The following is an 11,435-nucleotide window of genomic DNA, read 5'->3' as shown; positions in this document are numbered from 1 at the left end:
ATTTCGAGCACACCCAACCCGGTGTTACTCACTGCTGGCCCGATCCCGAAGAACCTGTACGCATCAAGTGGATGCCTTTGATCTTTGCGCTGATTGCAGCAGGGGTTGGGGGTTATGCGTGGGTCTATTTTCATTCGGCCTGAGCGCTTCGGACAGAAGCAGAGCCGGCCTTTCACGACCGAGACAAAGGAGCGCTTGATGAGCAGATATTGGGACAAGGCAACTAATGAGCCAATGGTGTGGCCGATGTTTCGCGACACCATGATTGGCCTCGTGGCCCTCATTGCAGCCTGCATGGCAGGGTGCCCGCAATACAACGTGTGGCAGCAAGGTCTGGTTGGCAAAGCTGCACTGGAGCGGGCCATTCAAGACAGGCAGATCGCGATCCAAGAGGCGCAGGCCAAGATGGAAAGCGCAAAGATGCTGGCGGGCGCCGAGGTCGAGCGGGCTCGCGGAGTGGCCGAAGCCAACAAGATCATCGGCGACAGTCTGAAGGGCAACGAAGGCTATCTGCGCTACTTGTGGATTGAGGGGCTGAAGGCTCAAGACGGCCAAGTCATCTACGTGCCGACCGAAGCGGGCTTACCGATTCTTGAGGCAGGCAAGCGCCCAGAGCGCGCCGCATCAGCACCGAAGTGATGCTTCGAGCCGCACCGCCCTTCACAGACCGCCTCGGGTTCGTGATTCAACGCTCGGTCAGATGCCCATGAACGTCTATCGCATCAGCAACGCAATAAGCGGCCCCTACAAGGGGAAGAGCACATGGACCGAATCCCTCAAGGCTCTGTGGGCCTACCTCAAGACACCAGGAGTTCACCTGTGATCGAGTTCATCAACGTGTACCGCCAGTACCGCAAGGCCCACCCTGCGCTGTACGCCCTGCGCAGGGCCTGGGGGATCGCGGTCCTTCACCAACCATTCTGAGGACCGTCATGGACCTGCTCAAGATCAACGTCAACGACCACTGCGAGAAGAAGAACGGTCTCACGTATCTCTCCTGGGCGTGGGCCTGGGCGGAAGTGCTGAAGGTCGATCCTGAGGCAACGTGGGTCGTCCACACCTACGGCCCGGAAGGCTCCACGGAGCCGTGCATGCGCATCGGCAAGACCGCGATGGTTCACACATCCGTGACCATCAAGGGGCTGCGTCGTGAGTGCATGTTGCCGGTCATGGACCACCGCAACAAGGCCATCCCCGATCCGGACGCCTTCGCGGTCAACACCGCAATCATGCGCTGCATGACCAAGGCCATCTCGATGCACGGCCTCGGTCTGTACATCTATGCCGGGGAAGACCTGCCGGAAGCTGAAGAAGCCGAACGCCCCAAGAAACCCGGAACGATCACCCCGACCGAAGGGGCCGGTGCAGGGATCAGCGATGACCGGATCGGCGAGTTGGATGAACTCGCCATGTACCTCATCGATTGCCACAAGGAAGGCAAGGACATGGACGCGATCCGTGTCTGGTACGACCCCAAGACCTTCAACGACAACGAAGAGCGCGTCTATGCCTGGAGCTGCCTGCGTGCGGAGTCCAAGCTGCGTTCGACCATCAAGGCCAACAAGCCAGAAACGGAGCCAGCGTGAGCGGATACAAAGAAGTGCGAGCTAAGACCGGCGAGGACCGGGACGGCAAGGCGTTCTACAAGACCATCGGCCGGGTCATGGAGACCAAGGCGGGCCCGATGCTCAAGCTGGACGCGATCCCGCTGGGCTGGGATGGCTGGGCCTACATCAGCGACCCGAAGCCGCGTGAGGATGCGAAGCGCAGCCGTGACGACGACGGCCCGCCGTTCTGACCATGCTGTTCCCGAAGTCCAAGCCCGTGCGCCGCTCCAGCTTTCAGCGAGCCGTCTACGTAGCGCCTCCGGCCCCGCCGCTGCGCCGCGTGGAGCGCACTGGCGTGATTCGGGCGGTGAGTGAAGAAGTGGTCTCGTTGCCCAAGGGCATCAAGGCCAAGCCCGGCAAGCGCGCCCCGACGGTCGAGGAATCGGCCTGGATGGATCGGATCGTGGCCTACGGCTGCATTGCGTGCCACCTCGAAGGCTGGCTACCGCGTCCGACGGCAGTGCATCACATCGTGGATGGCGGGCGACGGCTGGGGCATCTGTTCGCGCTGGGCCTCTGCGATCCGGGGCACCACCAGAACGGGGCTCAGTTCGGGATCGTGAGCCGTCATCCGTTCAAGACGCGGTTTGAGGCGAAGTACGGGACTGAGTTTGAGCTGCTGGCGTTGACCAAGACGCGGCTGGGTGTGTTCGACAAGGCGGAGTACAGGCTGTGAGAGTGATCTGCCACTACTGCGACAAGCCTGCAGCCCTCGTGACTGGCTCGGCGATCTACCCGCACCGCCCTGACCTGTTCGCCCTGAAGTTCTGGCGCTGCGATCCTTGTGACGCCCACGTCGGGTGCCACGCAGCAGGCAAGGGCCAGGGCGACGGCACGCAACCGCTCGGGCGGCTGGCGAACGCCGAGCTTCGAAAGGCCAAGAGTCGTGCTCACGCCGCGTTCGATCCGCTGTGGAAGTCCCGGCAGATGAACAGGCGCGATGCGTACTACTGGCTTTCTAGGCAGCTCGGCATCAGCTTCGCCAACTGCCATATCGGCATGTTCGACGTGGAGCAGTGCAAGGCGGTGGTCCGGGTGGTTGGAGAGAGATTCAAGACATGAGCAAGCAGGTCTACACAGCAAGGACGCAGGCTATGGCGAGAGAGGCCGGGCGGCGTGAGTTTGAGAAGGAGGCGGCGTGATGGGTTGGCACGATGAGCGGTTCACGGAGCACCCGGGGCGCACGCGCGCGGAATGCATCATTTGTTCCCGTGCAATGTGGCTTCCGAAGAGCAAGCTGACGCGGCCTACCTGCGGCCGAGAGTGTGGATACAAAGCTCTAGCCCAGGTAAACCAGCACGATGTAAGTGGGCATCGATTCGGCCGCCTTGTCGCCCTTGAGCCAGTCGGGCGGAGGAGCAAGAACACCCTTTGGCGATGCTCCTGCGACTGCGGCGCTTTGACGGACGTCTCTCTTGCCTCATTGCGCACCAGCAACACGAGGTCATGCGGCTGCCTCAAGCGGCAACTCACCAGCGACACGTTTCGGACGCACGGCAAGACCGACTCGCCAATCTACCGCTCCTGGTCCTCAATGATCCAGCGATGCACTACGCCGACAAACCACAGGTGGGGGCTCTATGGCGGCAGAGGCATCAAGGTGTGCGATCGGTGGTTTGAGTTTGCGAACTTCGCCGCTGACATGGGCGAACGTCCAGCAGGTACGTCGTTAGATCGCATCGACGTAGACGGCGACTACGAGCCCAGAAACTGCCGTTGGGCTACGCAAAAGATGCAGGCGCGGAATACCCGGAGAACCGTGTATTACGAACTTGACGGCCGGAGGCTGCCGCTAATCGAGTGGTCGGAAATCTACGGCCAGTCGTATGACGTGGTGCGATCCCGAGTTAGAGACGGCTGGGAACTGGAGCGCGCTTTGACGACGCCGAAACATGGATAGAAGAACCATATTCCTCGCCCACTCCGAGGCCCGCCAGAGAGCGGTGGCAGCGGTGCAGTCAGCGCCTGCGGGGTACGTCGTGAAGATCAGCCCGCCCACCCGGAGCCTCGAAGCGAATGCGCGGATGTGGGCGATGCTGACCGAGGTGTCCCGCCAGGTGGTGTGGCACGGCAGGAAGCTCGATGCGGATTCGTGGAAATGCGTTTTCTCGGCAGCGCTCAAGAAGCAGGAAGTCGTCCCCAACCTCGACGGCACAGGGTTCGTCGTCCTGGGACAGAGCACCAGCCAGATGAGCGTGCGGGAGATGAGCGAGCTTCAGGAGCTGATCGCAGCTTTCGGGGCAGAGCGTGGTGTTGAGTTTGCAGAGCCGGTAGCGGCATAGGAGCGATTGATGCACCCCGAATCTGTACATCAGGCCCCGGCGCTTCGGCAAGAAGCAGAGCCGGCTGTTCACCACTGAGACATAGGAGAGCGTGATGAGGGCCAAGTACGACGACATCGAGGTCGAGGTGAGTGACGCCTACATCGAGGCGCTGCACTCAATCATGGCTTCGATGATGGAAATGATGCGGAAGGCCGAGCCCTCTAGGGCGGACTGCTGGGTCTGGGGCCAAGCTGTGATTGAGGGCCTGGACAGTTGCTACCCGGTGAGGTTCGAGTACGGGAGCGCCGAGGACAAGCCCGATGGCCTGACGACCGAAACCGGCGTCACGGTGGTTGGATCGAACAAGTGGCGATAGACCGCCTCGGGTTGTGGATTCAACGCTCGGTTGAATGACCAGAAAACCAGATCGGGAAGGAATAGATATGACCCACAAGGACTTGCCGGAGCTGCCGAAACCTGAAGGCGTGTTCTGGACTGACCACGGCTATGGCCGGGAGCCGATCCCGCGAGCCACGTTCCAGTACCCAGCCGACCAAATGCACGCATACGGTCGCAAGTGCTACGACCTCGGGGCGCGCTCCACAGCAGCGCAGCCGGCCGGGTGGCTTGATGACTGGGAGTGGGAGCAACTCGCGTGGCAGCTTTGTGCCGAGGAGCACGGCGAGGATGCGTGCAACGAGTTGATCTGGGAAGGCGGGCCGATCCCTGAGCCTTGGGGCGATCGCTGGCTGAAGTACGAGGGCGAGGCAAAGCGGATGATCGCGTTGGTTCGGCAGTACGCCCCTCCCGCTGCTTCAGGGGATTCGACCCCTCCCTCCGAACCGCCAGACGTGTTCAAGCCGTTAGGCCGCTGCACTTGCGCTGGGCCGGACGGTCCGTGCGAAGCGTGCGAGTCGAACCGCGAGGCTTACGAGGAATGGCTCGCCGAGCGCAGGGAGGCTCAGGGTGATCCGAGCGGAGCGCTACGGCCAGAACCCGAGGCGGTCAATCACGAGCGAGCCTACCTGAGCGTCGTGGCCGAGTTGCAGGAACTCGCCCGCCGCGCGCCTCACGTCACCCAAGATTGGGTGCTGCAAGTTGCGAGCATGGACGCGATGGACATGCGGCGCCGGCTGATCCGCAGCAGTGACTGGCACGGGCACTTCGCGCACTCTCTCGATGGCATTCCCGAGATCCAAGCCCTTCCCGGTGCGGGCATCGACGGCTGTCGCTCGCACAAAGAGGTGCGCGCTGTTGTGCTCGGCCTGTTGCAGCGAATCGAACGACGCGAGCCTCCCCAGGCCTCTGGCGAGAGGGGGGATTGAAGATGGATTCTTGTTCATCCGACCGCGCCAGACAGCAGTGCGCCTTGTGCTGGAACAAGGCCAGGATCGGCAATACCTGCGACGCCTGCCGCGACAGCATGGGGCTTGATCCATCCGACCGCGCTGGCCCTGTGGCTGTGTTTGTCCAGCCGAAGCTGCCGCGCGTGAAGTTCCACGCCAACAAGCCCGGCGAGTCCTACATGCCGTGCAACGGAACCGAGGGCGAATTCTTTCACTCGATGTGGTGCGAAGAGTGCGCCCGCGACAAGGCCATGAATGGCACGGTGTACCGCGAGGGCCGCGAGGAGACGGACGAGGACTGGTGCGAGATTCTTGGCCGCTCGTTCCGCGAGGATGCGATCCCGGAGTGGGTCTACGGCGCCGACGGTCAACCCTGTTGCACGCAGTTCGTGCCCATGGAGCAGGAGGTCACTGCGCGTTGCGAGCACACCGCAGACATGTTCGATGCCGAACAGACCGCCTCGGGTTCTATCCACAACGCTGGGCCTGATGAACATGCATGACCTGAATCCATCCGACCGCGCTGTGTTGCGCGAACCCGAGGCGGCTGTGCGAGACCGCGCCGGATTGCGAGTACTCGTGGCCTGTGAATTCTCCGGCGTGGTGCGCGGGGCCTTTCGCGCAAGAGGGCATGACGCCTGGTCGTGCGACATCTTGCCTGCCGAGGACGGATCACCGTTCCACTTCCACGGCTCTATCCGTGATGTGCCGATGGCCGGCTGGGATCTGATGATCGCGCACCCGCCGTGCACCTACCTGACCAACGCAGGTGCCAGGTGGTGGCCCAAGCGTCAGCAGGAGCAGGCTGATGCGTTGGAGTTCGTGCGCTGGCTGATGGCCCTGCCGATTCCGCGCATCGCCTTGGAGAACCCACCCGGACGGATCGGCAGCCAGATTCGCAAGGCCGACCAGTACGTCCACCCGTGGCAGTTTGGGCACATGGAGACCAAGACCACGGGCCTGTGGCTCAAGCGCTTGCCGAAGCTCGTGCCGACCAACGACGTTCGCTCCGAGATGATGAAACTGACGCTCGCCGAGCGGAGCCGGGTGCACTGGATGCCGCCCGGGCCGAATCGCTGGAAAGAGCGGTCCCGAACCTTCCAAGGAATAGCGGACGCCATGGCGCACCAGTGGGGACAGACCGCCTCTGGTTGCAGCAACACCGCTCGGTCTGATGACCAAAGCAAGGTCGATGACCAAGAACCCACCGCAGGGAGCAGCCATGGATAACTCACAGCACACGCGGCCGCTCGGCTGCAACTACGAGGCGCCCACCTTCGGCGCCAGATACCCGGACGGCTCCTGCTACGAAGGGTACATGTGGGATCTGGACTCGTGCGACGAACCGGGCGGTCCGCTCCGACATGGCGGCGACCAGCCGTGCCCCTGGTGCAACACGGTGGAATTCATCGAATGGCACGGCATCCCGATGTCGGGCAACGCCCACCAGCGCCGCACCGTTCGCCGCAGGCTCGTCAAGAAGATCAAAGCGTGGGCCGAAGCGCGGTCGTCATTCCGTCCCGCAGGCATCGCAGCGGCCACCGGGAGCACCCATGAGTGAGCGCGAGCGGTTCGAGGCGTGGGCGCGCACGCAGCCGCGGCATGAGGGCGCAAACATGCGGTTCCTCGCGCTGAACAACGCATACATCGATTTCGACCTGCATGGCGCATGGCTTGCGTGGCAGGCCGCTCGGTCTGGACAAGCAGCCTCTGGTTCTAGCCAGGGCGCGCGGTCGGATGAACGTACTGGCTGGCCTCCCGGCCTGCTGCAAGACGACAGCCGAGAACTCAGCCGCGCCCTTGCGAGCAAGCCCGATGCAATGGTGCATGCGCGTGATGCCGTCGCCAAGATCGGGCAGCCGGAAGCCCCCACCGCCGCACCGCCGGGGTGGAAGCTGGTGCCGATCGAGCCGACTGGAGAGATGCTCTACAGGGGGCACCACCAGATCGATTTCGATCGATCACACCAGAACACTGAACGTCTTGTCGACGAATCGCACCTCGATGAGAACGGTGTCGGCACCACGATCGAGCAGGACATGCGGGATGCGTGGGCCGCAATGCTCAATGCCGCCCCTCCCGCTCGCTCCGGCGCGGGGAGCGAGGAAGGACAGGGATGAGCGGCATGTTCCATCTCGGCGTCCGGATCTTGATGAACGACATCGCCACGACGCTCCGTTATCGCGTCGAGCGCATGCCCATCATGAAGCGACGCAAGCGATACCGCGTCGTCGCGAGGCGTGAGCCGGCAGCGTTCCGACTTGCGGACGGCACGCTGGTCATGCACTCGACGCTGTACGCGCAACTTCTCAAGCAGACAGCCGGCGCCCAGCCTGATCGAGCGGAGGGAGCCTGATGGACCCTGATTTTCATCAGACCGCGCGCTTCGGATGCAACCCGAGGCGGCCTTTCAACACCGAGACAAAGGAGCATCTGATGCCAACCGTCACACAGCATATGTGCCTTCGAGGGCGCGGCGACTGTACGCCCGTTGCGAACCTGTCGTCCGACGATGAGGCGAAGTCGTTCGTCTGCGTTGGCTTCAATCGCAAGGAAGACCGCGCGATCCCGCAAGACCGATTCACTCTATGCTGGAAGAACAAGGTAGTTGACGAGCGCGGACATTGGGACAAGCGTGATCTGTTGGACACGATGTCGGTCATCGCGCAAGCGCTCAGTACGGACGAAAACATTCGCGTGAGCAATGGGTTCACCGAGTCCGACATGCAGCAAGTTGCGCTGCTTTAGGCAGATCGGGCCATGATGAGCAAGGCAACGGCGCCTGCGTCAGTTGATGACATCGCGGCGCATCTTGAGCACGCGAAGTGGATCTGCGCCACCAAGACTGCGTTCCCAACCAGGGAGGCTGCAGCGCTCGTGGCCGAGCGTCGAATTGCAGCTGATGAGACCCTCACCAGGCTGTGCGTCTACAAGTGCCCGGCTTGCGGAATGCTCCACCTCACAAAGAAGAAGGTCGGACAGCCGGTGGCGACGCGAAACTCGTGCAAGACCGCCCCTGGAGGCCCAGCCGAAGCGCTCGGGCCTGATGAACAAAACCAGGGCGGCGCCCAAGGGAAGGGGGAGTCGTGAGCCCGCAACGCACAGGAGAAACGACGATGGACTCTCATAGCAACCAGGCCGGGGCTGGTCCGCTCGACGGACCGGTTAAACGAGAGGAACTATGAGCAGCGACTACGGACACCTTGCACAAGTGCGCGACCGGGCGATGGCCGAGCCGCACCGCCCGCAGAAGTTGGTGAACGTGCGCCTGGACTACCTGGACGCGGTGCTGAAGCACTACGTGGCGGTTGTCACGGAGTGCGCCGACCAGAAGGGCGAACGCGCCGTACTTGCCGGCCTGCTGCGCGATTGCGACGCGGTGCTGGCGACGATTGAAGCCGACGACAGCGACGAGGCCGAGAAGGTGCGCGATTTGCGCATGGCGCTGGCCTATGCGCTTGACCCCTACAAACGCGAAGGGACGCTGCTGTGATTGACTTTGACAAGGCCACGGCCTACGCAAACGCGCTTGACAGCGACATTTCAGTCGAGCCGTGGCAACAGGTGCGCGACGGCAAGCTGTGGCGCGGCTACGCGGGCACGATCTACGGTTGCCCGGTTGCCACCGACAACGGCGCGACATTCGACTCGCGGGCTGATGCGCTGGAGAACGCGCGCCTGTTCCGAGAGCAGTGCCGCGAGATTCGCCGCAAGGCAACTGGTGGCGCACATGAACACGCCTAACTAGATCTATCCGCCCCATCCCCACTGACGTGATCTCAGCCACCCAGGCCGCACCCATGCCAGGAGAAACATCATGATGACCAGAGACGACATCGCCAAGATGCTCGGCGTGTCCCGCGAGGTTCTGCGGAAGACCGTGGAGCCCCGCCCCGACTTTCCCAAGCCAGCCTTGAGGCTCTCCCGGAAGACCGTCCGGTGGGAGGTGGCCGACATCCGCCGCTGGATGGACCAGCAACGACAACAAGCCTAGCGAAGGTTCTTGGCGATGTCCGCCGATGTCTCCCGGTAATAGACCATGAGCATCTTGATGTCCTTGTGGCCCGAGATCCGCGCGAGCTGGAGCACGTCCACCTTCTTCGCCATGCGGGTCAAGGCCGTAGCTCTGGCGTCGTGGAAGGTAAACCCCTCAAGCCCCGCCGTCTTCCTGGCCTTCCGGAACAGGGCGTCCAAGCTCGGCCCACTGACGGTGTACTTCGGGCACAACGACATCAGCTTGATCGCCCGCGCTGATAGGGGAATGTCTCTCGCTCGCCGTTCTTCGAGGTCTCCAGCGTGGCGACCGTTCCCCGCCTCTCGGCCTTCAAGACTTCCCCCGCGCGCATCCCGGTATGAAGGCTCACGAGGAACGCATGCGCGGCCTGCTGGGAGAGGTTCTCCGGAGCTTTCCTCGCCCACCCGAGAGCCCGGAGCATCGCCCGAATCTCCGTCCAGTGGATCAGCCTCGTCCTGGCAGGCGGCTGCTTCGGGCGCTTGACCTTCGTCAACGGGGAGGCGTGGAGCCAGCCCCACTCGTCCCGAGCGATCGACATCACCGAGGAGAGCAGGGTGAAGTCCCGCGCGACCGACGAGCTCTTGAGGCCCTTGAGCCGATGGTCCCGCCACCTGGCGAAATCATCAGGAGTCACGTCCTCCAGCCACTTGTCGGCGAACGGCAGCCCGAACTCTCCGAGGTAGGAGCCGATCCGCATCTCCTCCCAGCGCTTGCCACGCTTCTTGACGCTCACGTCCTGCCGGTAGCGCTCAAGGGCCTGCCTCAGGGTACGCTTGACCGTCTGCCCTCGCCTCTTGGCAAGGATCTCCGCCTCGGTCTTGGTCGCCCAGGCCTGAGCAGCGGCCTTGGTCGGGAAGGTCTGGGAGGTCCGAACGCCGGCCCGATCGATCTGCGCCGACCAGTTCCCCGTCTTGAGCTTGCGGAAGTAGGCCAACGTGATTTGTTAGGGCGGGGACGCGACGAATGTACCCGAACCGCCCTAACGGCCACGAACCCGGACAGGTCCGGATAGGCCAAGAAACTCAAGCGTGGCGCGAACTTACCGGCACATCACCGCACAGCCGGCGATAGCCAAATATCACCCAATATTCCTGTCGGAGGCACCAGCCGCGGCGGGGTGCCGCTCACCGCACCCGCATCGCGCGCGACAGCAGCAGCACCGGAATCAGGCCGACCAGCACGATCGCCAGCGAAGGCAGCGCAGCCTCGGCCAGGCGCTCGTCGCGTGCGAACTGGTAGGCCACCACGGCCAGCGTATCGCTGTTGAAGGGCCGCAGCACCAGCGTGGCCGGCAGCTCCTTCATCACGTCGACGAACACCAGCAGCGCCGCGGCCAGCGCCGAGCGCGTGAGCAGCGGCGCGTGCACGCCGAAGAACAGCCGCCCGCCCCCCGCCCCGAGCGTGCGGGCGGTGTCGTCGAAGCTGGCCGGGATGCGCGCATAGCCCGCCTCCACCGACTGCAGCGCCACCGCCGAGAAGCGCACCAGGTAGGCGTAGAGCAGGCCGCCGATGCTGCCGGTCGCTGCCGCGGTCACCCAGCGGACGCGCTGGAGCCGGGGGCCGCGGCCTGCACCCAGCCCACCGGCAACAGCAGGCCGACCGCGATCACCGCGCCCGGCACCGCGTAGCCCAGCGACACCAGCCGGGCCAGCGGCCGCACCGCACCGCCGGCGCGTCCCCGCAGCACGAAGGCGAGCAGCACCGCCAGCGCGACGGCGGCGAGTGCTGCGATGGTCGCAAGCTGCAGGCTGGTCCACGCCCAGCCGGCGAAGCGCAGCCAGGGCAGGCCGAACTCGCCATGGCGCGCCTCCAGCCACACCGCGCGCAGCAACACCGCCACCGGCAGCACGAAACCCAGCAGCACCGGCGCTGCACACAGCGAGAAGGCCAGCACGGCGCGCCGGCCGTGCAGCGGAACCGGCCGGCCCTCGCGCGCCGCCGCACCAGCGCGGCTGCTGGCATAGCGCAGCCTCCGCTGCGCACGCCGCTCGGCCCACAACAGCAGCGCAACGACGAGCAGCAGCAAGGTGGCGAGCTGTGCGGCGGCGATGCGGTCGTCCATCGCCAGCCAGGCCTTGTAGATGCCGGTGGTGAAGGTGGTCAGGCCGAAGTAGGAGCCGACGCCGTAGTCGCCAGGTCTCCATCAGGGCAGTGCCACGCCAGCCGCCAGCGCGGCCGCGCCGCGCAGCGCGACGGCGCGCAG

The 11,435-nt window shown here is 64.1% G+C and carries 19 protein-coding genes and 1 pseudogene; 17 read left to right on the top strand and 3 right to left on the bottom strand.

Annotation, left to right across the window (positions count from 1 at the left end; genetic code table 11):
* Positions 1–246 precede the first annotated feature (246 nt).
* The 17 genes from x551_RS13450 to x551_RS25285 all read left to right on the top strand — a co-directional run bounded on the left by x551_RS13450 (position 247) and on the right by x551_RS25285 (position 9,211).
* Positions 247–639 (top strand): hypothetical protein, encoded by a 393-nt coding sequence (locus x551_RS13450; RefSeq protein ID WP_036248970.1) that lies wholly within the window; start codon positions 247–249, stop codon positions 637–639.
* 293 nt (positions 640–932) lie between these two features.
* Positions 933–1,586, top strand: coding sequence for a DUF1071 domain-containing protein (locus x551_RS23555; RefSeq protein WP_051512024.1), 654 nt, complete (start codon positions 933–935; stop codon positions 1,584–1,586).
* Positions 1,583–1,798 carry a hypothetical protein gene (locus x551_RS13440; RefSeq protein ID WP_036248946.1) on the top strand — a complete coding sequence of 72 codons (216 nt, stop codon included), beginning with the start codon at positions 1,583–1,585 and terminating at the stop codon, positions 1,796–1,798. Before x551_RS23555 ends, x551_RS13440 begins: the two co-directional genes overlap by 4 nt.
* Positions 1,799–1,800: 2 nt before the next feature.
* Entirely contained in the window at positions 1,801–2,283 is a 483-nt protein-coding gene (locus x551_RS23550; protein WP_051512022.1) for a Ref family recombination enhancement nuclease, read from the top strand.
* Between the two features lie 2 nt (positions 2,284–2,285).
* Positions 2,286–2,669, top strand: coding sequence for a zinc-finger-containing protein (locus x551_RS13430; protein WP_216701323.1), 384 nt, complete (start codon positions 2,286–2,288; stop codon positions 2,667–2,669).
* Positions 2,670–3,499: 830 nt separating this feature from the next.
* Entirely contained in the window at positions 3,500–3,889 is a 390-nt protein-coding gene (locus x551_RS13420) for a recombination protein NinB (RefSeq protein ID WP_051512019.1), read from the top strand.
* 94 nt (positions 3,890–3,983) lie between these two features.
* Positions 3,984–4,247: a hypothetical protein gene (locus x551_RS13415; protein WP_036248940.1), complete on the top strand. Its 264-nt coding sequence runs from the start codon at positions 3,984–3,986 to the stop codon at positions 4,245–4,247.
* A gap of 67 nt (positions 4,248–4,314) precedes the next feature.
* Positions 4,315–5,196, top strand: coding sequence for a hypothetical protein (locus x551_RS13410; protein ID WP_036248937.1), 882 nt, complete (start codon positions 4,315–4,317; stop codon positions 5,194–5,196).
* Between the two features lie 44 nt (positions 5,197–5,240).
* Positions 5,241–5,720, top strand: a complete 480-nt coding sequence (locus x551_RS13405; protein WP_152543516.1) for a hypothetical protein — start codon at positions 5,241–5,243, stop codon at positions 5,718–5,720.
* Entirely contained in the window at positions 5,707–6,447 is a 741-nt protein-coding gene (locus x551_RS13400) for a DNA cytosine methyltransferase (protein ID WP_216701322.1), read from the top strand. Before x551_RS13405 ends, x551_RS13400 begins: the two co-directional genes overlap by 14 nt.
* Positions 6,410–6,778, top strand: coding sequence for a hypothetical protein (locus tag x551_RS13395; RefSeq protein ID WP_216701321.1), 369 nt, complete (start codon positions 6,410–6,412; stop codon positions 6,776–6,778). Before x551_RS13400 ends, x551_RS13395 begins: the two co-directional genes overlap by 38 nt.
* Positions 6,771–7,337 carry a hypothetical protein gene (locus tag x551_RS25290; RefSeq protein ID WP_152543515.1) on the top strand — a complete coding sequence of 189 codons (567 nt, stop codon included), beginning with the start codon at positions 6,771–6,773 and terminating at the stop codon, positions 7,335–7,337. Before x551_RS13395 ends, x551_RS25290 begins: the two co-directional genes overlap by 8 nt.
* Positions 7,334–7,573 (top strand): hypothetical protein, encoded by a 240-nt coding sequence (locus x551_RS13385; RefSeq protein WP_036248930.1) that lies wholly within the window; start codon positions 7,334–7,336, stop codon positions 7,571–7,573. Before x551_RS25290 ends, x551_RS13385 begins: the two co-directional genes overlap by 4 nt.
* On the top strand, positions 7,573–7,965 hold the full coding sequence (locus tag x551_RS13380; protein WP_036248927.1) for a hypothetical protein: 393 nt from the start codon (positions 7,573–7,575) through the stop codon (positions 7,963–7,965). Before x551_RS13385 ends, x551_RS13380 begins: the two co-directional genes overlap by 1 nt.
* Before the next feature lie 433 nt (positions 7,966–8,398).
* Positions 8,399–8,710 carry a hypothetical protein gene (locus x551_RS13375; protein WP_036248924.1) on the top strand — a complete coding sequence of 104 codons (312 nt, stop codon included), beginning with the start codon at positions 8,399–8,401 and terminating at the stop codon, positions 8,708–8,710.
* A complete protein-coding gene (locus x551_RS13370) occupies positions 8,707–8,961 on the top strand; it encodes a hypothetical protein (protein WP_036248921.1) in 255 nt (84 codons plus the stop codon). The genes x551_RS13375 and x551_RS13370 overlap by 4 nt, the downstream gene beginning before the upstream one ends.
* A 73-nt stretch (positions 8,962–9,034) precedes the next feature.
* Entirely contained in the window at positions 9,035–9,211 is a 177-nt protein-coding gene (locus x551_RS25285) for a DNA-binding protein (protein WP_152543514.1), read from the top strand.
* Here x551_RS25285 and x551_RS23545 read toward each other — a convergent pair.
* The 3 genes and pseudogenes from x551_RS23545 to x551_RS13360 form a co-directional block, all read right to left on the bottom strand.
* Positions 9,208–9,411, bottom strand: a complete 204-nt coding sequence (locus x551_RS23545) for a tyrosine-type recombinase/integrase (protein WP_161728038.1) — start codon at positions 9,409–9,411, stop codon at positions 9,208–9,210. The two genes, x551_RS25285 and x551_RS23545, sit on opposite strands and share 4 nt — an antisense overlap.
* Positions 9,412–9,449: 38 nt before the next feature.
* A complete protein-coding gene (locus x551_RS13365) occupies positions 9,450–10,166 on the bottom strand; it encodes a hypothetical protein (RefSeq protein ID WP_051512013.1) in 717 nt (238 codons plus the stop codon).
* A gap of 190 nt (positions 10,167–10,356) precedes the next feature.
* A pseudogene (locus tag x551_RS13360) lies at positions 10,357–11,435 on the bottom strand (iron ABC transporter permease); the annotation flags it as partial.

This window comes from Methylibium sp. T29 (assembly GCF_000576205.1).
Classification (GTDB): domain Bacteria; phylum Pseudomonadota; class Gammaproteobacteria; order Burkholderiales; family Burkholderiaceae_C; genus Methylibium; species Methylibium petroleiphilum.
Note: the sequence above shows the minus strand (reverse complement) of the source record. Positions and strands in the feature narration are given on the sequence as shown.